General features: G+C 65.1%; 14 protein-coding genes and 1 tRNA gene. 6 read left to right on the forward strand and 9 right to left on the reverse strand.

The genetic code is table 11. The features are described 5' to 3' along the window. Window positions 1–56: 56 nt before the first annotated feature. The gene (locus FG95_RS09910; RefSeq protein ID WP_037555604.1) at window positions 57–455 is read right to left on the reverse strand and encodes a PaaI family thioesterase; all 399 of its coding nucleotides are present in this window, start codon (window positions 453–455) and stop codon (window positions 57–59) included. A 9-nt stretch (window positions 456–464) separates the two neighbouring features. Further along, on the reverse strand, window positions 465–1,145 hold the full coding sequence (locus tag FG95_RS09915) for a GcrA family cell cycle regulator (RefSeq protein ID WP_037555605.1): 681 nt from the start codon (window positions 1,143–1,145) through the stop codon (window positions 465–467). A 118-nt stretch (window positions 1,146–1,263) separates the two neighbouring features. Here FG95_RS09915 and FG95_RS09920 point away from each other — a divergent pair, with 118 nt between their 5' ends. Further along, entirely contained in the window at window positions 1,264–2,136 is an 873-nt protein-coding gene (locus FG95_RS09920) for an ABC transporter permease (protein ID WP_037555606.1), read from the forward strand. Between the two features lie 146 nt (window positions 2,137–2,282). On the opposite strand, the gene hspQ is transcribed toward FG95_RS09920, so the two are convergent. Continuing rightward, window positions 2,283–2,657 (reverse strand): heat shock protein HspQ, encoded by a 375-nt coding sequence (gene hspQ / locus FG95_RS09925; RefSeq protein WP_037555607.1) that lies wholly within the window; start codon window positions 2,655–2,657, stop codon window positions 2,283–2,285. 178 nt (window positions 2,658–2,835) lie between these two features. On the opposite strand from hspQ, the gene FG95_RS09930 reads away from it, so the two are divergent. Together FG95_RS09930 and FG95_RS09935 are read left to right on the forward strand one after the other, a co-directional pair. Further along, complete coding sequence (locus FG95_RS09930; protein WP_037555608.1) at window positions 2,836–3,462, forward strand: Yip1 family protein; 627 nt, start codon at window positions 2,836–2,838, stop codon at window positions 3,460–3,462. A gap of 131 nt (window positions 3,463–3,593) precedes the next feature. Then, window positions 3,594–4,778, forward strand: coding sequence for an SGNH/GDSL hydrolase family protein (locus FG95_RS09935; RefSeq protein WP_052182267.1), 1,185 nt, complete (start codon window positions 3,594–3,596; stop codon window positions 4,776–4,778). Window positions 4,779–4,802: 24 nt separating this feature from the next. Here FG95_RS09935 and FG95_RS09940 read toward each other — a convergent pair whose 3' ends face one another. Then, window positions 4,803–6,638 carry a cation:proton antiporter gene (locus tag FG95_RS09940; RefSeq protein ID WP_052182268.1) on the reverse strand — a complete coding sequence of 612 codons (1,836 nt, stop codon included), beginning with the start codon at window positions 6,636–6,638 and terminating at the stop codon, window positions 4,803–4,805. A 174-nt stretch (window positions 6,639–6,812) separates the two neighbouring features. Beyond that, window positions 6,813–8,732: a TonB-dependent siderophore receptor gene (locus tag FG95_RS09945; RefSeq protein WP_052182269.1), complete on the reverse strand. Its 1,920-nt coding sequence runs from the start codon at window positions 8,730–8,732 to the stop codon at window positions 6,813–6,815. Window positions 8,733–8,796: 64 nt separating this feature from the next. Between FG95_RS09945 and FG95_RS09950 the strand changes: the two genes are divergently transcribed. After that, window positions 8,797–9,702: a LysR substrate-binding domain-containing protein gene (locus tag FG95_RS09950; protein WP_037555610.1), complete on the forward strand. Its 906-nt coding sequence runs from the start codon at window positions 8,797–8,799 to the stop codon at window positions 9,700–9,702. A 45-nt stretch (window positions 9,703–9,747) separates the two neighbouring features. Here FG95_RS09950 and FG95_RS09955 read toward each other — a convergent pair whose 3' ends face one another. From FG95_RS09955 to FG95_RS09970, 4 genes are all read right to left on the reverse strand, one after another. Next, complete coding sequence (locus tag FG95_RS09955; protein WP_037555611.1) at window positions 9,748–10,491, reverse strand: DUF899 family protein; 744 nt, start codon at window positions 10,489–10,491, stop codon at window positions 9,748–9,750. 41 nt (window positions 10,492–10,532) lie between these two features. Beyond that, the gene (locus tag FG95_RS09960) at window positions 10,533–10,901 is read right to left on the reverse strand and encodes a VOC family protein (RefSeq protein WP_200880182.1); all 369 of its coding nucleotides are present in this window, start codon (window positions 10,899–10,901) and stop codon (window positions 10,533–10,535) included. Window positions 10,902–11,504: 603 nt separating this feature from the next. Continuing rightward, window positions 11,505–11,594, reverse strand: a tRNA-Ser gene (locus tag FG95_RS09965). 92 nt (window positions 11,595–11,686) lie between these two features. Continuing rightward, entirely contained in the window at window positions 11,687–14,920 is a 3,234-nt protein-coding gene (locus FG95_RS09970) for an amidohydrolase family protein (RefSeq protein ID WP_037555613.1), read from the reverse strand. Between the two features lie 142 nt (window positions 14,921–15,062). Between FG95_RS09970 and FG95_RS09975 the strand changes: the two genes are divergently transcribed. Then, window positions 15,063–16,241, forward strand: coding sequence for a CaiB/BaiF CoA transferase family protein (locus tag FG95_RS09975; protein WP_037555614.1), 1,179 nt, complete (start codon window positions 15,063–15,065; stop codon window positions 16,239–16,241). Window positions 16,242–16,315: 74 nt separating this feature from the next. After that, a complete protein-coding gene (gene yghU / locus FG95_RS09980) occupies window positions 16,316–17,191 on the forward strand; it encodes a glutathione-dependent disulfide-bond oxidoreductase (protein WP_037555616.1) in 876 nt (291 codons plus the stop codon). The last annotated feature ends 11 nt before the right edge of the window (window positions 17,192–17,202 follow it).

A 17,202-nucleotide genomic window follows, 5' to 3' on the forward strand; every position in this document is an offset into this window, starting at 1 on the left:
CACCGGCGGGATCCCGGCCTTCGCCGGGATGACGATTCCATGTATGATGATCGGCTTTAGCGCGTGTGCGGTGCGGCGAAGATCGCGAAATTGCCGTTGGCGCTCGCGACGAGGCGGTCGTGTTGGAACAGTCGCGCGTCGATATTGGCGACGCGCTTGCCCTTGTGCAGCACGCTCGCATCGCAGGTCAGCCGCCCTTCGCGCACGCCGACGTGGTAATTGAACTTGATTTCCAGCGTGGCGCACCAGAAACCCTCGTCCAGCGTGCTGAATAGCGCCCCGCCCATCGCGGTATCGGCGAGCGAATAGGCGACGCCGCCGTGCGCGACGCCCTGCGGATTGAAATGGCGTGCGGCCTCGATATCGATCGCCATCGTGCAGCGCCCGCCGCCGCGCTCGACCATTTGCAGGCCGAGCGCGCGGGCGAATTCGAAATCCTGCCCGAAGGGCCTCACCGGACGCGCTTAACGAACCCGGGGGCCGCCGAAGGGCGGGGGCGGGGGCGGGCGGCGCGTGCCGCGCGGAAGTTGCGCCTGATAGGCGCGGCCGCAATGCTCGACGCAATAGGGGAAGCCGGGGTTCACCGCCTCGCCGCAGAAATGGAAATCGGGTTCGCCCGGATGCCCCATCGGCCAGCGGCAGATGCGGTCGTTGAGGTCGAGCAGGCTGGTCTTGTCGGCGATTTCGGGGCTCGGCTTCGCGGGCACCAGCCGGCGCGGCGGCGCGGGCGGGATTGGCGCCTGCTGGTCGCCGGGGCCTTGGCGGATGAAGCCGCCGGGGCCGATCGAAACGATGCGCGGCGCATCGGGCTTCGGCGCGGCGTCGGCGCCGTCCGTCCCCGATGCCTGGACCGGCGGTTTGGGTTCGGCTTTCGGCGCTGCTGCCACGGGGCGCGGTGCCACCGGCGCGGCCGGGCGCGGCGCGGCGGCGGGCGCCGCGGGCTTCGGCGCGGCCGCCTTGGCCGGCTTGGCGATCTTGTCGGTCGCCTTGACCGGCGAGGGGCGCGACTTCAGGCCGAGGCGGTGCGCCTTGCCGATCACCGCATTGCGGCTGACCCCGCCGAGCTCGTCGGCAATCTGGCTGGCGGTCAGGCCCTTTTCCCACATGCTGCGCAGCTGTTCGATGCGCTCGTCAGTCCATGACATCTAAAAATTCCTCATCATTCCACGCCGCGGGCCATATCGTCGTATCGCGACCCTTTCGGATCGATGTCGCGACGGCCCAGCTTGCGGTAAGATCGGGGAGGCGATAGGCGAGAACGCCATGAACGACCAGCCCCAAATTTCGAACCCCGACTCAGCAAATATCCGCTCGGGTCAGGCTTTCGCCGAACCCGGCGTCCCGCACATCCACACGCTGAACGTGCCGGGCATGCAGGCGCTATATGTCAAGGAGGTGCGGCGCTTTTTCAAGGTCCAGCTCCAAACAATCTGGGCTCCGGCGATCACCACGCTCCTTTTTCTCGTCATTTTCACCGTCGCGCTCGGTGGCGCGGGGCGCACCGTCATCGGCGTGCCCTTCGCCGATTTCATCGCGCCCGGCCTGATCATGATGGCGATGCTGCAGAACAGCTTCGCCAATTCCAGCTTCTCGCTCCTCGTCGGCAAGATCCAGGGGACGATCGTCGACTATCTGATGCCGCCGCTTGCCGTCGGCGAACTGATCATCGCGCTCGTCGGCGCCGCGATCACGCGCGCGATCCTCGTCGGCTTCGCGCTCTGGCTCGCGATGCTGCTGTGGCCGGGCGTGCATGTCGGCACCGATCATTTCTGGGCGGTCGCCGTTTTCGGCATTCTCGGCGCGATGATGCTCGGTTTCCTCGGGCTGATGACCTCGGTGTGGGCGGAGAAGTTCGACCATGCCGCCGCGGTGACCAATTTCGTCGTGACGCCGCTCGCGCTGCTCTCTGGCACTTTCTATTCGGTCGACAAGCTGGCGCCCTGGTTCCAGACGATCGCGCACGGCAATCCCGTCTATTACGCGATTATGGGCTTTCGCTACGGCTTCATCGGCACGGTCGATTCGACGATCGCCAATCCGGTGCTGACCGCGGTGCTGGTGCTCGTCGCAGTCAACATCCTGCTCGGTGTGATTACCTACCGCCTGCTGGCGTCGGGCTGGAAGCTGAAGGCCTGATCTTGCAAGTCCTCCCTGTTGCGCAGCAATGGGGACGGGGACCGCTCGCGTAGCGAGTGGTGGAGGGGCCGTGTCACGAGCCCCTCCGTCAGCGCTGCGCGCTGCCACCTCCCCATGCCTGCGGCACAGAGAGGATCATTTTCCATTTAATGCCTGTGGATCGCGCGGACGCGGTAGCGGCCGTGATCGAGCCCGTCGAACATCGCGTCGATCTGCGGATGGTCGATGGGCCCGCCGTCGCCGTCGGCAACCAGATTCTGCTGGCTGACATAGGCGATATAGGATGAATCGCCGTTTTCGGCGAGCAAATGGTAATAGGGCTGTTCCTTGGCGGGGCGGATTTCTTCGGGGATCGCCTCATACCATTCGTCGGTGTTCGCAAAGACGGGGTCGATGTCGAACACGACGCCGCGAAAGTCGAACATGCGATGGCGCACGATGTCGCCCGGCGCGAAGCGCGCGCGGCCGATCAGCGGCGCTGTAACGGTTGCGCCAAGGGCGGAAGAGGACTCGGGTGTCATAAGATCAATCTATGGCTGTTTACGCCTGTTTCAAGTCCGTTACATTCACGTCGGCCGCGATTTGCCGAATCGGCTGTGATCAGCGTTACAGATGGACTGGCCAATCGGGCTAAGTTGCTCCTCTGGCTTGTGCATTTCCCGTTCGGGTTGCGGGCCGCACCTTCAGGGGAGAAGCATTATGGCTGACGTACCACCCAATATCTCCGGACCCGCATCGGGCATTGTCCAGCGCGTTAAGGATATCCTGCTCAAGCCGAAGGAAACATGGCCGGTGATCGCGGCCGAGCCGGCGACAACGCAGTCGATCTACGTCCCCTATGTCGTCGTGCTCGCCGCGATCGGGCCGATTGCGCAGTTTATCGGCGGGCAGGTCTTCGGTTTCACCGCCTTCGGGGTCACCTATCCCCCGCCGATCGGTACCGCGCTGGGCTCGGCGGTCCTGTCCTATGGGCTGTCGCTCGCAATGGTCTTTGTCCTTGCGCTCGTCATCGACGGGTTGGCACCCAATTTCGGTGGGCAGAAGGATCAGGTGCAGGCGCTCAAGGTCGCGGCCTATTCGGCAACCGCCGGCTGGGTCGGCGGAATTTTCGGGTTGATCCCGGCGCTCGGCCTAATCGGGATGCTGTTCGCGCTCTACGGGCTCTATCTTCTCTATCTCGGCTTGCCGGTGCTGATGAAGGTGCCGCTGGACAAGGCGCTCGGCTATACCGCCGTTGTCGTGATTGTCGCGATCGTGCTGATATTCATCGTCAGCGCGATCGTCGCTTCGCTGACGGCGCCGTCGCTGCTCAGCATCCGGGGCTAGCCGTGGTCTGATATTATCATATATATCACCTCTTCAGCGGCGCGGACGATCTGCCGTTCGGCCGATATGGCCGGTCCGATGCGGTCCGCTGCGACCATCCTCGGGACGCGCCGCTGAACAGGGAGTATGTGATGCCTCATCCTTGGAAGTTCTTCGCTGCCGCGTCGGCTTTGCTGCTGGTCGCCGCCGCCCCGGCGAAAGGCGAATGGACGCCGGCCTGGTCGGCGAGCATGTGGGAAGCGGCGAACGAGAAGCAGAAAGTCGCGGTCGACGATGCGACGCTGCGCTTTGCCGTTCGCGTCGGCGCTGCGGGTGACGGCGTCCGGCTCCGATTGTCCAACGAATATGGCGAGCCGCTGCTCATCGGCGCGGTCAGCGTTCGAAAGCCGGGCGAAAAGGCGGTGCCCGTCCGCTTCGGCGGTCAGGCGTCGGTGCGCGCATCCGCCGGCACGACCCTGGTCAGCGACGCGGCGGAGCTTCGCGTCGGGGCGTTCGATGTGGTCGAGGTTTCGGTCTATCTTCCCGATGCCGTAAAGCTGAACACGGTCCATGGCGCCGGCGGGGCCCGGACGCAGATATCGGCGCCGGGCGATTTCACGCGGGCGGGCTTCGTCGCGGTGCGCACAGCTGATACCCGGCCGCTGCTCGCGGGCGTCGATGTGCTGGGCAAGGCCCAGCGGCCGGTCGTCGTCGCCTTCGGCGATTCGATCACCGACAATCCGGGATGCGCCAACGACGCCGTGCCGATATGCCGGTGGGGTGACGTGCTCGGCCGCCGCCTCGCGCGGGCGGGCAAGCCCCATGTCGTCGTGACGCAGGCGATTTCGGGCAACCGCGTCATTTCGCGCGGCTCGGGACCCAGCGCGGTCGAACGCTTCGATCGCGACGTTCTGGGGCTGCCGGGCGTGACCCATGTCGTCATTCTCGAAGGGGTCAATGATATCGGGGGTTCGGGCCGTCGGCGCCCCGACGGCACGGCCGCGCCGACCCTGTCCTATGACCATCTGATCGAAGGCTATCGAACGCTTGTCGCAAGCGCGCATCGGCACGGTATCAAGGCGATCGGTATGACCATATTGCCGTTCGAAGGCGCCAATTATCACACGGCGGCGGGCGAAGCGATGCGCCAGCGCGTCAACGACTGGATCCGCACGTCGGGCGCGTTCGACGCCGTCATCGATATGGAGAAGTCGGTCGCCGACCCCGCGAATCCCAGGCGCCTCGATCCGGCATTGCATCGCGGCGACTATCTGCATCCCAACGGCCATGGTCAAACGCGGATCGGCGAGGCGATCCCGCTCGACCTGTTCGAATGAAGCGGCTCCCTTCGAGACTATAACCTACGGTGCGGCTCCGGAAGGCGCGTTGTTCGATCGGGCGGACGCTTCGGATATGGGCGGCGCTTCGGGCGGAACGAATGTCCAGATCACATCCTCCGGCTCGATCGTAGGGCGCCTGTCGCTCGAGAAGATGACGAGCTCGCCCGACGCTTTCGCAACGGCGAGGCTGTCGCCGCCGTTCGCCTTCATCCGCGCGACAAAATCATCATAGGTGAATTTCTCCGTGATGCGCGTCCGCCCGAAACTCCAGCCGGCCTGGAGGCGGTCGAGCAACTCCTCGATAGGCGTGCCCGCAAGGGTGAAAACGCGGCCGCGACGCAGGCCCTTCAGGCGCGATTGTCCGCCGGTGCGGCTGACGCGGTCGGCACCGATCTCGGGCGCAAGCTCGCTGCAGACGAGGGCGTTGTAGCTGTCGCTACCGGTCGCCGCGATCAATTGGCGATACTGGCCGAGTTCGATCTCGTCCTCATGCGCCTCGTCGAGAATATTGCCGTGATAGACCGGAATGTCGGCGCGGCGTGCGCGGCGGAGCGCGAGCTTGTCTTCGTCGGCGATCAGCACGTTGCGTTCTTGCCCCTTCACGAACTCGGCAAAGGCGATCGTCCAGCTGTTGGCACCGACGAGCAGGACGCCATTGCCCTTGCCGCGATCGAGGTCGAGCAGCCGCGCCACGGTTCCCGCCGTAAAGCCGTGCGCGAAGATCGTCACGATCACCACGCCAAAGCCCAGGGGCACGAGCGCCTCGGCGCCCGGAACGCCATAGTCCGTGAGGCGAAGCGCGAAGAGGCCGGTCACGGCGACCGCGACGATGCCGCGCGGCGCGATCCACGCGACGAACAGGCGCTCGCGTAGCGGGATGCGCGTGAAGAGCAGCGCGGTCATGATCGTGAGCGGGCGGACGACGAAGAGGAGCAGCAACAGGAACAGGACAAAGCGCAGTTCGAAATTGCGGACGACCTGCCAGTCGAGCGTTGCGGACAGAATGATGAAGACGCCCGACACGAGCAGGATCGTCAGATCTTCCTTGAACCGCCGGAGCATGTGGCTTGAATAGGTTTCGCGATTGGCCATCACGACTCCCATCGCCGTCACGGTGATGAGCCCCGTCTCGTGCATCACCAGATCCGACAGGACGAACACTCCGATCACCGACGTCAGCAGGATGGGCGCCTTAAGATACTCCGGAATCCAGCCGCGGAGATAGGCCGTGGTGAGGGCAAAGCCGGCCGCGGTGCCGAGGAGGATGGCGAGCAGGCTTGCCGCCGCGACATCGATGACGACCGTGCTTGCCGCCGCGCTGCCGCCGTGGGTGATATAGCTGTAGACGCCGACGGCGATCAGCGCGCCGATCGGGTCGTTCACGATCGCTTCCCACTTGAGCATGTGTTTGACACGCGGCGGAATGTTGAGCGAGCGGAGCAGCGGGGCGATGACGGTCGGCCCCGTGACAACCATCACGCCGCCGAAGAGCGCCGCGAGTTCGAGCGGCAGGCCCGCGCCATAATAGGCGGCGGCGGTGCCGAGCGCCCAGCCGAGAGGGACGCCGATGAACACGAGCATCAGCACCGCGGTGCCGGCCTGTCGCAGCTCGCGGAACTTGAGGCTGAGTCCGCCCTCGAAGAGGATCACCGCCACGGCCAGCTTGATGATGGGCTCGCGCAGCGCGCCAAAATCCCGCTCGGGATTGATGAAGCCCAGAATCGGTCCCGCGACGATCCCCGCGATCAGCATCAGGGCGATCGCGGGCCGCCCCGTTCGCCAGGCAATCCACTGGGCGCCCAGGCCGATGATGCCGATAAGCGCGATTTTGACGAGCAGCGAGTCGATTGCGAACATATGGGCAAGCTATGCGGGAAGGGCGCTATGGTTCCCGCCTCGATGCGCCATCGGGTATCGCGTCTTTTCGCCGATGCTCCGGCCGGGAGCCCGGCGGAGTCGTGCCGCGGAGCATGTAAGGGCTGCAGCTGGATGCTCCGATGCCATATCCGGTTTCCTGTTTCGACGGATCGATTACAGGTCCATTGTAATTCTGGCCGCGATTTGTCGAGGCTGAATGTAGACGAAGGCATTGTCGCCCGCGACTTCCCAACCATAAGCGTTGAACAGGTTCGTGGCCTGGATACGAAAGACGGCGGTCGATCGGCCTATGGCGAAGCGTTGGCGCAGTCCGATATTGACCGTTGTATAGGATGCGACGTCGACAAGGTTCAGCCTGTCCGCGGTGTTCCGCCCGACATGCTCGACGGTGGCATCGATTGAGGTCGGGGATGACGGCCACCGCCAATCGACGCTGGCGACGATCTTTCGCGACGGCACGTCGATCGGCCGACGGCCGATCGCGCCGGACGCGGCTTCGTCGCCCCTGACGCGTGCCCGGATAAACGACCCGCCCGCGACCAGCGTCAATCCGGGCGTGGGCGAACCGCTCAGCGACGCCTCTATTCCGCGGTGTCGCACCACACCCAGCCGCCGGAAGAAATTACCTCCATCGACACCGAAATAAGGTCGTTCGATATCGAATGCACCCGCGATCAGCGTCATTCCGCCTGTACGCAACTTCACGCCGGCATCGACTTGCCGCGTCCGGATCGCAGGCGGTGCCTCGTCGCGGTTCACCGCGGTTTCCGGCGCAACATCGCTCTCCTCCAGCCCGCGCGCGAAAGAAGCATAAAGCGATATCGCGGCGGCGAGATCGATCGTCGCGGTCGCGTTGATCAGCCACGGCGTATCGCGTGATTCGGGCGCGGGGCCGTTCGGCGTGGTCACCCGCTTGCTATAGTCGACCTTCTGCGCACCGATGCTGAATTGTCCGAGGCGCTGTACCCGCAGCTGATAGTCGAGACCGATCGACCATTGCCGAACGCGGTCGTTGGACTGCGCCGCGAAATCGAAGTCCGGCCGGGCGACATAATCGGCTTCTCCGAACGGTGCGGATCCCAGCGAGCGCCGGATCGAACCGCCGTACCGCCGGTCTTGGGCGCGCCCGCGCGCGACGAGCTGGATGCGATGTTCGAAGGCACCGGTAGAGAAACTGCGCGCGACGCCCAGCTCGCCGCTTGTCGAAACGCCGGTCCGGCCCGGATAGGTGCTGACGATGCGGTCGGCCGGCGCCCCCAAGGGGGCGGCGCGCAGAAAGATATTGTGTCCCTCGCGCACCGCGTTGTCCGACCGGAACAGTCCGGCGCGCACCGCAAAGCCGGCGATGCCGGTGCGGCCCATCGCGCCGAAGGTGTAGCGCTCGGTCTCGACATCCGCCCATTTCTGACCCAGAAACCGCCGCCGCGTCAGGCGGCCCGGCGTCTCCGCGCCGTTTCCCAGGATGATGGGATAGATGTCCTCGTCGGCGATGCGCGTGCGGCTTCCGAACAGCTTCAGATCGGTTCCGGCTGTGGGCCGCAAATGCGCGATCGCGGCGAGGTTGGTGATGTCGGCGTTGTTCCCCGAAGGATATTCGCTCCGGCTGAAGCTCGCGCCCCCTCCGAGGTTCAGCACGTCGTTTATCGGCAGTGCGGCGTCGATCTCGACCAGTGCACCGCCCCAGCTATTGGCCTGGATCACGCCGCTCAACATCGCGTCCTCGCCGGGCGAACGAAGGCGATAGTCGACGACGCCCGATGGCGCCGGAAAGGGGTAGCTGACCGCCGAGGGGCCGACCCTGATCCGGTTGCCTTCGACAAGCCTGGGCGAAAAATCGCCTTGGCGGTCGAAATACAGGCCTTCGAGCCGCACATTACCGGCGTCGATCGGCGAGAAGCCGCGTACCGAGTTCGGACTGTAGATGCCGAGCGTTTCGCCGCCGTCGTTGGAACCGAACGCGTCCTCGGCGTCGGCGATCGCGTTGTCGTCCGCCCTCTGGGCGAACGCGGGTGAGTGAGCCGGTAGGGCGACAAGCGATGCGGCGATACCGGCTATAGTTCTGAATCGTGCCATGCACACATATTCACACCGCGAATGACGCTTGACATTACACAAGGGTCGCAGCGATCGTGTGTGAATGGCGCACAGCTCATACGATCTCCCGCCGCTCGACGGCCTGACCGCGATGCTCGCCGCGGCGGAGGAAGGGTCCTTCAGCGCGGCGGCGGGGAAATTGGGGCTTACCCACGGCTCGGTCAGCCGCCGGATCGCGGCGCTCGAGCACTGGCTGGGAGCGTCGCTCTTCGAACGCCATGGTCGGGGCGTCCGGCTCACGCCGGCGGGACTGCGATTTGTCAGGGACGCCCGGCAGAGCCTCGGCCGATTGTCGCACAGTGCCGAGCAATGGCGGCCGCGACGCGGCCGTCAGACGGTCCGGATGTCGGTCGTCCCGTCCTTCGCGCGGCTCTGGCTGCTGCGCCGCCTCCCGGCCATCGAGCAAAGCGATACGCATATCGACCTGTCGCTCGATCACCGGATGACCGACCTCGACAACCGCGAAGCCGAGGTGGTGATACGCTATGGGCGCGGCACATGGGTCGGCGTCGATGCGCGGCAGATCGTCGAGGAAATGCTCGCGCCCGCCGCCTCGCCCGGGCTGCGCGACCGGATGAGCGCCGCGCCTGTGATCGACGAACTGCTTCAATGGCCGTTGCTGCACGACTCCGATACATCGCAGTGGCGGGCTTTTCTGAGCCGGGCAGGTGTATCGTACCGGCCGCGCTGGCAGGACCGGCGCTTCGAGGATTATGATACCGTCCTCGCCGCGGCGGAGGCGGGGCTCGGCGTCGCGCTCATTCGCCAGCCTCTCGCGGCCGACTGGCTGACCGACGGCCGGCTGACGACGATAACGCTGCAGACGATGGCGAATCCCGCCAGCCATTTCGTTTGCGTGCGCGCGGGCGAAACCCGTCAGGCCGTCCTAACCGTGCGCGACCGGATTCTGGCGCTCGCGGCTGAAGACAGGTTGGAAAAAACGGCGTAATCGCCCGGCGCCCCGCGCCGCCTGACGGCGCGGTTCTCCTTCGGGTCAGTTGCCCAGATCGTCCGAAAAACCGGCTTCGAGGCGCTGCCATTGCCCGATGGGACGCCCATCGCTGCGGAAGGGGTGCACCTTTTCATTTTCTCCCCAGCCTTGCGGCCAGCCGGGGGGCGAGATTTCCTGCTCCTCTTGCCGTCCATAGACGGTGAGGTCGAGGAGCCTGTAGCTATTGTCCATCGCCTCGACCCCGCGGCGCGTCGTCCAATAGGTCTCGAAGACATCGGAGCCGCGGCGCAGATAACAGATGAGGTACATGCTGCCCGCCTCGCGGCCGGCCAGCAGGGTGTCGAGCCCCTCCGTCACTGAATACCATGGCATGTTCCATCCCATGAAATCGCGATACCGGCTGCTCTCTTCATACGGACCTTGGCAGAATGTCGCATAGGTCGCGTCGCGCGAATGGATGTAGCTGAGCTCGCGCACCTGCGAGGTGAACCAGCTGCATCCCTGGCATTGTCTTTCCGCGGGCCGGCCGGTGAACCACATATAATAATAGGCGATCAGCATTCGCCGGCCCTCGAACGCGTCGAGCAATGTCGTGGGGCCGTCCTTGCCGATCAGCCGCGCGGCGCCGTCGACCGCCACCATCGGCAGCCGGCGCCGCGCCGCGGCGATTTCGTCGCCGGCGCGCGTATGCGCCTTTTCGCGCGCGCGCAGTTCGTCCAGTTGCGCCTGAAATGCCGCCCGGTCCGCGATCTCGGGCGTGGCGGCTTCACCTTCGGCTATGTGCATCTTTCTCTCCATATCTTATGAGGCCCGCCGACCGGCACGCATCACGCCGCCGGGAAGGCACGCGAGGGCGGTGTCGCCAGCGTCACCAGATTGCCGTCGGGATCACGCACTTGCGCGAGGGTCGAATAGTCGCCTGCAATGTCTTCGCCGAGCGCGATACCGGCGCTTTCAAGCCGGCGGCGCTCCGCTTCAAGCTCCGCCACATAGAGGAAGATCGAACCCCGGCCGGCAATCTCGTCGCTGGTCGAGACCATGAGCCCGCATTCGTCGAACAATTCCCAGTGCAGCAAAGTGGGCATGGGTCGATGATCGGGCCCGCGACCGAGCAGGCCCGTATACCAGCGCTCGGCCATGGCGAGATCCGCGACGAGCAACGAAGGATAGATTTTCTCCACTTTCATTTTTGGCATCTCCGGCTTTCCTCGCCTGTGATCGCGGCGTGGCCTTCCTTCCATATACCGCAGGAGGAGGCCTTGGTTCCGTGCATGGGTCGCGCAGGACATGCGTATATGGCGCACACCGAACGGTGCGAATTCATCCACCGTCGGCGCGTCACGGGGCCGGTTCCACGCGCGAAACTCCGGACGATCCAGCGTCCGGTTATCCGGGCTAGTTGTACATTTCGGTCGGTCCGGGATACCCGATTGGCGCCGCGGGCGAATGCACGCCGATCACTGCTCCATTTGGTCGCCGAGCATTTCACCGAACTCGGTCAATGCCGGACCGAACACGCGACGCAGAGCGCCACGGCTGCCACCCGCGACCTCCTTGGCCAATTCGGCACCGGGGCCAGATAGTTCTACGCTAACATCAACCATACCCTCACCCCCGCGATTGGCGCTTGTTGAATGAGAGGATCGAGGCGCATCGTTGTCAACGCCTGACCAAGCTACCTAAGCGAATCTCAACGCCCGCAAATTTACGTGCATTGTCCGAAATTAGGATGGGGCTTGGGACGGGGACGGTCGAAATCCCCAATTTTCAAGCATTTTCAATCCACTAGGAAAGGAAAATGGAGGAGAGTGAGGGATTCGAACCCTCGGTACCGTTGCCGGCACTTCGCATTTCGAGTGCGACGCTTTCGACCACTCAGCCAACTCTCCTCGCTGAGAGGAGACGCCCCTAGCGGCGGTCCGCACGTCTTGCAACCCTCTCGTCACAAAATTGCGGCCCGCCGCTGATTTTGGCGGGCGACTCAGGGCTTGTCGGCCTCCCACCAATAGGGCTGGCGCTTGCGGTCGCCCGTCGCGACCTCGTTCATCGTCAGCGGGTCGTAGAGCCGCCCGCCGATCATCACGCGGTGGATTTTCTCGGTATTGCGGATGTCCTGCGTCGGATCGGCGTCGAGAATCACCAGATCGGCAAGCTTGCCCGCCTCGAGCGACCCGACATCCTTGCCATAGCCCAAGGACGTCGCCGGCATGATCGTCGCGGCGCGCAGCGCGTCGATATTGCTCCAGCCGCCGCGCACGAACGACCAGATTTCCCAATGTGCTCCGAGCCCCGATTGCTGGCCGTGCGCACCGATCGATACCATGCGGCCCGCCGCGGCGATCTTGCCCGCCTCGCGCGCCGAATCATCGTCGACATAGTCGCTCTCAGGGGCGATCACGCGGCGCTTGTTGTTCGCCGCGAGTTCGGCCGGCGGAATGTGCTTGGTCAGGATCGGATGCTCCCAGACGTTCGTGTGCGCGCGCCAATAGGGGTCGCCGGCGGGGCCGCCATAGGTGACGACCAGCGTCGGGGTATAATCGACCTGCGTCTGGCCCCACAGCTGGACGAGATCCTTGTAGAAGATGTCGAGCGGGATGTTGTGCTCGACGGTCGAGTTGCCGTCCTGGATCAGCGTCACGTCCTGCGTGAACAGCGAGCCGCCCTCGGGTACGACGGTCATGCCTTCCATCTGCGCGGCCTTGACGACCATCTGCCGCTGGTCGCGGCGCGGCTGGTTGTAATTTTTGACGCTGTGTGCGCCCTGCGCCTTCAGGCGGCGCACGTGCGCAAGCGCATCGTCATAGCCGTTGATCTCGGCATAGACGCCCGCCGCCTTCGCGCCATAGATGACCTCGCCGGTCGAAAAGATGCGCGGTGCGAGGATCAGCCCGGCGCGCTGCATTTCGGACGATACGAAGATTTCCGACGCGCGCGACGAGGGGTTGTGGCTCGTCGTGGTGCCCATCGCCAGGTTGACGATCTCCGACCAGTTCTGCTGCGGTACCAGCTCGTCGTCGCCGTGCGATCCGTGCGCGTGCGCATCGACGAAGCCGGGGACGATCGTCTTGCCCGCCGCATCGACCGTCACCGCGCCCGCCGGAACGGTAATCGTGCCCGCCACGCCGACCGCCGTGATGCGGTCGCCGTCGATGACGATCGCGCCATTTTCGATCACGCCGCCGTCCTTGTCGGCCATCGTCACGATCTTGGCGCCGGTGATGACGACGACGCCCTCGTGCTTTGCCGCCTCGCGCGTCATCGAGAGCGACACGCCATCGGTCGGCGGAGCGAACTTCGGCGCCTTTTCGTCGACCGGCGCGCTTGCGAAAAGGCTCGCAAGATCGGCGCTGAACAAGGTTGCGCCGCGGCTCCAGTGGAGACGGCGGCCGCCGTCGGACCAGTGCATATATTCGGCGCCGCTGCCCGAAACGCGCGTCACGGGGAGCGCGGCGCTCTTCGTGCCGAGCGACACATCCTGCCCGCCGGGCATCAACGGGGTGACATAGGCGTCGTAATTCTGCCGGAAGGCGAGTGTGCGGCCGTCAGGCGAAATCTCGTAATCGCTGACGAGCTCGCCATTGGCGTGCACACGCTTGTCCTGACCATGAAGATCGGTGCTGACGAGCTGGCGCTTGCCATCGCTCGCGGTGACCATGAACACCCGGTCGCTCGTCGCGCCGAATTGCGGCTTGGCGCCATCGCTCGCGATCCGTTCGGCCGTGCCGCCGGCGGCGGCGATGCGATAGACGCCGGGGTCCTCGCCCCAGCGGCCCGAGGTGAGGTCGCCGCCGCTACGCCGCTCGAACACGATCGTCTTGCCGTCGGGCGAGAAACGCGGTTCGGCATAATGGCCGGGCGTCGTCGTCACCTTGCGCGACGCGCCGCCGCCCGCGCCGGTGACGTGGATTTCGCCAAGGCCGGCATCGGTCCAGCGCACAAAGACCACCGACTTGCCATCGCGCGACCAGCTCGGCCACAATTCCATCGCCGCATCCTTGGCGCTCGTCAGCCGCCGCGCGGTGCCGCCGGTCGCGGGCTTGATCCAGAGCTTGCCGAGCGTTTCGAAGACAACGCTGCGGCCGTCGGGCGACACTTCGGCCCAGCGCGGCATTTGCGTGGCAAAGCTGTCGGGCGCGACCTCGACCGCCGGATGCGTCGCATCGACGATCACGCGGTCGTCGTTGATCGCGAACGGGATGACCTGGGCCTCGCCGCCGTCGCCGCTCACGCGGCGCAGCTTGCCGCCGGCCCAGAAGACGATGTCGCGGCTGTCGGGTGTCCACGCCATGTTCGGATAGACGCCGGTGACCGCCCAGGTTTCCTGCACATCCTGGTCGAGCGCGTCATAAACCTTCTTCTCGGCGCCCGAGGCGAGATCTTTCACATAGAGCTTCGACTGCGTGCCCTCGCGCCGCACAAAGGCGAGGCGCTTGCCGTCGGGCGAAGGCGTCGGGCGCACCGCGCCGCCGGGGCCCGACGCCGCGGTGCTGATTTCGCCATCCTCGAGGCTGTAGCTTTCGATGTGGAACAGGTCGGTGTTGCTGTCCTGCGCATATTCGAAGATCGGCCCGGGCGTGACGTTGCGCGTATAATAGACGCTCTTGCCGTCGGGAGCGAAGATCGGTTCGCCGAGCTCCTTCTGATGCTTTTCATTGGGCTTCTTGACCAGAGGCACGCCCGCGCCGCCCGACACATGATACATCCACACCTCGCCGGTGCCGAGCGACCGGCCCGTGGTGAAATGCTTCTTGGCGACGAGGAACTGGCCGTCGGGCGACCAGCTCGGCTGGTTGAGCAGGCGGAAATCCTCTTTCGAAATCTGGCGCTTGTCGCTGCCGTCGCGGTTCATCAGCCAGATATTGTCACCGCCCGCACGGTCGGAGACAAAGGCGATGCGCTGGCCGTCGGGCGAGAAGCGCGGCTGATGTTCAAAGGCGAGCCCCTCGGCAATCCGCGTCGGCGTCCCGCCCTCGATCGGCATGGTGTAGATGTCACCGAGCAGGTCGAAGGCGATCGTGCGGCCGTCGGGCGCGACGTCGACGTTCATCCAGCTTCCCTCGTCGACCGCGATCGGCACCTTGCGCGTCGCGAGGCCCGGCGGCGCATTGACGTCCCACTTGTCCTCCTTCTTCGTGTCGGCGTCAGGCGCGGCCTGCGCCCAGACCGAGGTTGAACAAGCCAAAGTCGCCGCAAGGGCGAGAGCGAAGCGCGCCATGAAATTATCCCCGTTTGAAATTATGTGCCGAGCATATGGCGCGAGGGCGAACATGCAAGCGACAGCTTTCGACGAAGGCGCTGGCAGGCTCGACGGGCGGCTGCTAGCCCGGTCGAAAGACAAGGATCGGAGAGGATGAGGTGTGCCGTTAAAAGGGATCAGGGTACTGGATTTCGGCCGTTATATCGCCGGCCCCTATTGCGCGGCGCTGCTCGCCGATTATGGCGCCGACGTGATCCGGATCGAGGCGCCCGGCGGCAATGACGACCGCTATACGGTGCCGGTCGCCGACGACGGATCGGGCGCGATGTTCATGCAGATGAACCGCGCCAAGCGCGGCCTGACCCTGAAACCCGGCAGCCCGGAGGGACGCGAGATCGTCCGCCGCCTTGTCGAAACCGCCGATGTCGTGATCGCCAATCTGCCGGACGACGCGCTGGTCAAATTGGGCCTCGACTATGACAGCCTTTCCGCGATCAACCCGCGCATCATCCTCGCGACCGCATCGGCATTCGGCAGCGAAGGCCCGCTCGCCAGCCGCGTCGGTTTCGACGCGGTCGGACAGGCGATGTCGGGAACGGTGCACCTCACCGGCACCCCCGACCAGCCCTATCGCGCGCAGGTCAATTATGTCGATTTCGGCACCGCGCTCCACTGCGCCTTCGGCATCATGCTCGCGCTGCGCGAACGCGAGGCGACGGGGAAGGGGCAATGCGTGTCGGGATCGCTGCTCGGCACCGCGCTCGCGCTGTCGAACGCGCTGACGATCGACCATGCGCTGAACGGCATCGACCGCCAGCCGATCGGCAACCGCGCTTTCAGTTCGGGGCCGACCGACCTGTTCAGGACGCGCGACGGCTGGATCGTCACCCAAATCGTCGGGAATGGCATCTTCGCGCGCTGGGCCGAACTTGTCGGGCGCCCCGAATTGGTCGACGATCCGCTTTACGCCAGCGACATCTTGCGCGGCGACAATGGCGAGGAACTCAGCGCGATCATGCAGCGCTGGTGCATCGATCGGACAAGCCTCGACGCGATCGCTGAACTCGCCGCCGCGCGCGTTCCCGCCGCGCCGGTGCTGCGCGCGGGCGAGGCGCTCGCGCAGCCGCAGGTCGCCGCGATGGGATTGGTCGAGCCCGTCGATTATCCGGGCGCCCACGGCGCGGTTCCCGTCATCCGGGCGCCGATCCGACTTTCCGGAAGCGACAAGGTCGATCCGGCGCGCGCACCGCGGGTCGGCGAGCATAGCGACGCGATCCTTTCCGAACTCGGTTATGACGCCGCGGCCATATCGGCTTTGCGCGCGGCAAAGATTATTTGAAGGGGGGAGGGTGGACAAACGGCAATCGCGACTTAAGTTACCGGTCAGTATAAAAATCAGCCGAGGAGCTCCCGATGACCGATAACAGCGAATATGTGCCGCCGAAGATCTGGACGTGGGACAAGGAAAGCGGCGGTCGTTTCGCCAATATCAACCGGCCCGTCGCGGGTCCGACGCACGCCAAGGACCTGCCGGTCGGCAAGCATCCGCTCCAGCTTTATTCGCTCGGCACGCCCAACGGCGTGAAGGTCACCGTGATGCTCGAGGAATTGCTCGCGGCGGGCCACGGCGGCGCCGAATATGACGCTTGGCTGATCAACATCGGCGAGGGCGACCAGTTTTCGAGCGGCTTCGTTGGCGCCAATCCGAACAGCAAGATCCCCGCGCTTGTCGACCGCAGCGGCGCCGAACCGATCCGGGTGTTCGAATCGGGGGCGATCCTGATCCATCTCGCCGAAAAATTCGGCGCCTTTCTGCCCACCGACCCCGCGAAGCGCGCCGAAACCTTGTCGTGGCTGATGTGGCAGATGGGCAGCACCCCCTTCCTCGGCGGCGGTTTCGGCCATTTCTATGCCTATGCGCCGACGAAGCAGGAATATCCGATCAATCGCTATGCGATGGAGGTGAAGCGCCAGCTCGACGTGCTCGACCGGCGCCTCGCGGAGCATGAATATATCGCCGGCGCCGACTATACGATCGCCGACATGGCGATCTGGCCCTGGTATGGCGCGCTCGCCAAGGGGCTCGTCTATGACGCCGGCGAATTTCTGCAGGTCGACGATTACAAGAATGTCCAGCGCTGGACCGATCAGCTCGCGACGCGCCCGGCGGTCAAGCGCGGGCGCATGGTCAACCGCGTGACCGGCGATCCGGCAAGCCAGCTTCGCGAGCGCCACGACGCGTCGGACTTCGATCTGCGCACGCAGGACAAGCTGGAGAACGCCGAATAAGCGCATTTTGC

The sequence above is a fragment of the Sphingopyxis sp. LC363 genome (assembly GCF_000756385.1).
GTDB lineage: Bacteria > Pseudomonadota > Alphaproteobacteria > Sphingomonadales > Sphingomonadaceae > Sphingopyxis.

What these genes read in the sequence shown, in the direction of transcription:
- FG95_RS09915 (WP_037555605.1), bottom strand. Translation starts at nt 1,145, where the DNA reads ATGTCATGGACTGACGAGCGCATCGAACAGCTGCGCAGCATGTGGGAA.
- FG95_RS09920 (WP_037555606.1), top strand. Translation starts at nt 1,264, where the DNA reads ATGAACGACCAGCCCCAAATTTCGAACCCCGACTCAGCAAATATCCGC.
- hspQ (WP_037555607.1), bottom strand. Translation starts at nt 2,657, where the DNA reads ATGACACCCGAGTCCTCTTCCGCCCTTGGCGCAACCGTTACAGCGCCG.
- FG95_RS09930 (WP_037555608.1), top strand. Translation starts at nt 2,836, where the DNA reads ATGGCTGACGTACCACCCAATATCTCCGGACCCGCATCGGGCATTGTC.
- FG95_RS09935 (WP_052182267.1), top strand. Translation starts at nt 3,594, where the DNA reads ATGCCTCATCCTTGGAAGTTCTTCGCTGCCGCGTCGGCTTTGCTGCTG.
- FG95_RS09940 (WP_052182268.1), bottom strand. Translation starts at nt 6,638, where the DNA reads ATGTTCGCAATCGACTCGCTGCTCGTCAAAATCGCGCTTATCGGCATC.
- FG95_RS09945 (WP_052182269.1), bottom strand. Translation starts at nt 8,732, where the DNA reads ATGGCACGATTCAGAACTATAGCCGGTATCGCCGCATCGCTTGTCGCC.
- FG95_RS09950 (WP_037555610.1), top strand. Translation starts at nt 8,797, where the DNA reads ATGGCGCACAGCTCATACGATCTCCCGCCGCTCGACGGCCTGACCGCG.
- FG95_RS09955 (WP_037555611.1), bottom strand. Translation starts at nt 10,491, where the DNA reads ATGCACATAGCCGAAGGTGAAGCCGCCACGCCCGAGATCGCGGACCGG.
- FG95_RS09960 (WP_200880182.1), bottom strand. Translation starts at nt 10,901, where the DNA reads ATGCCAAAAATGAAAGTGGAGAAAATCTATCCTTCGTTGCTCGTCGCG.
- FG95_RS09970 (WP_037555613.1), bottom strand. Translation starts at nt 14,920, where the DNA reads ATGGCGCGCTTCGCTCTCGCCCTTGCGGCGACTTTGGCTTGTTCAACC.
- yghU (WP_037555616.1), top strand. Translation starts at nt 16,316, where the DNA reads ATGACCGATAACAGCGAATATGTGCCGCCGAAGATCTGGACGTGGGAC.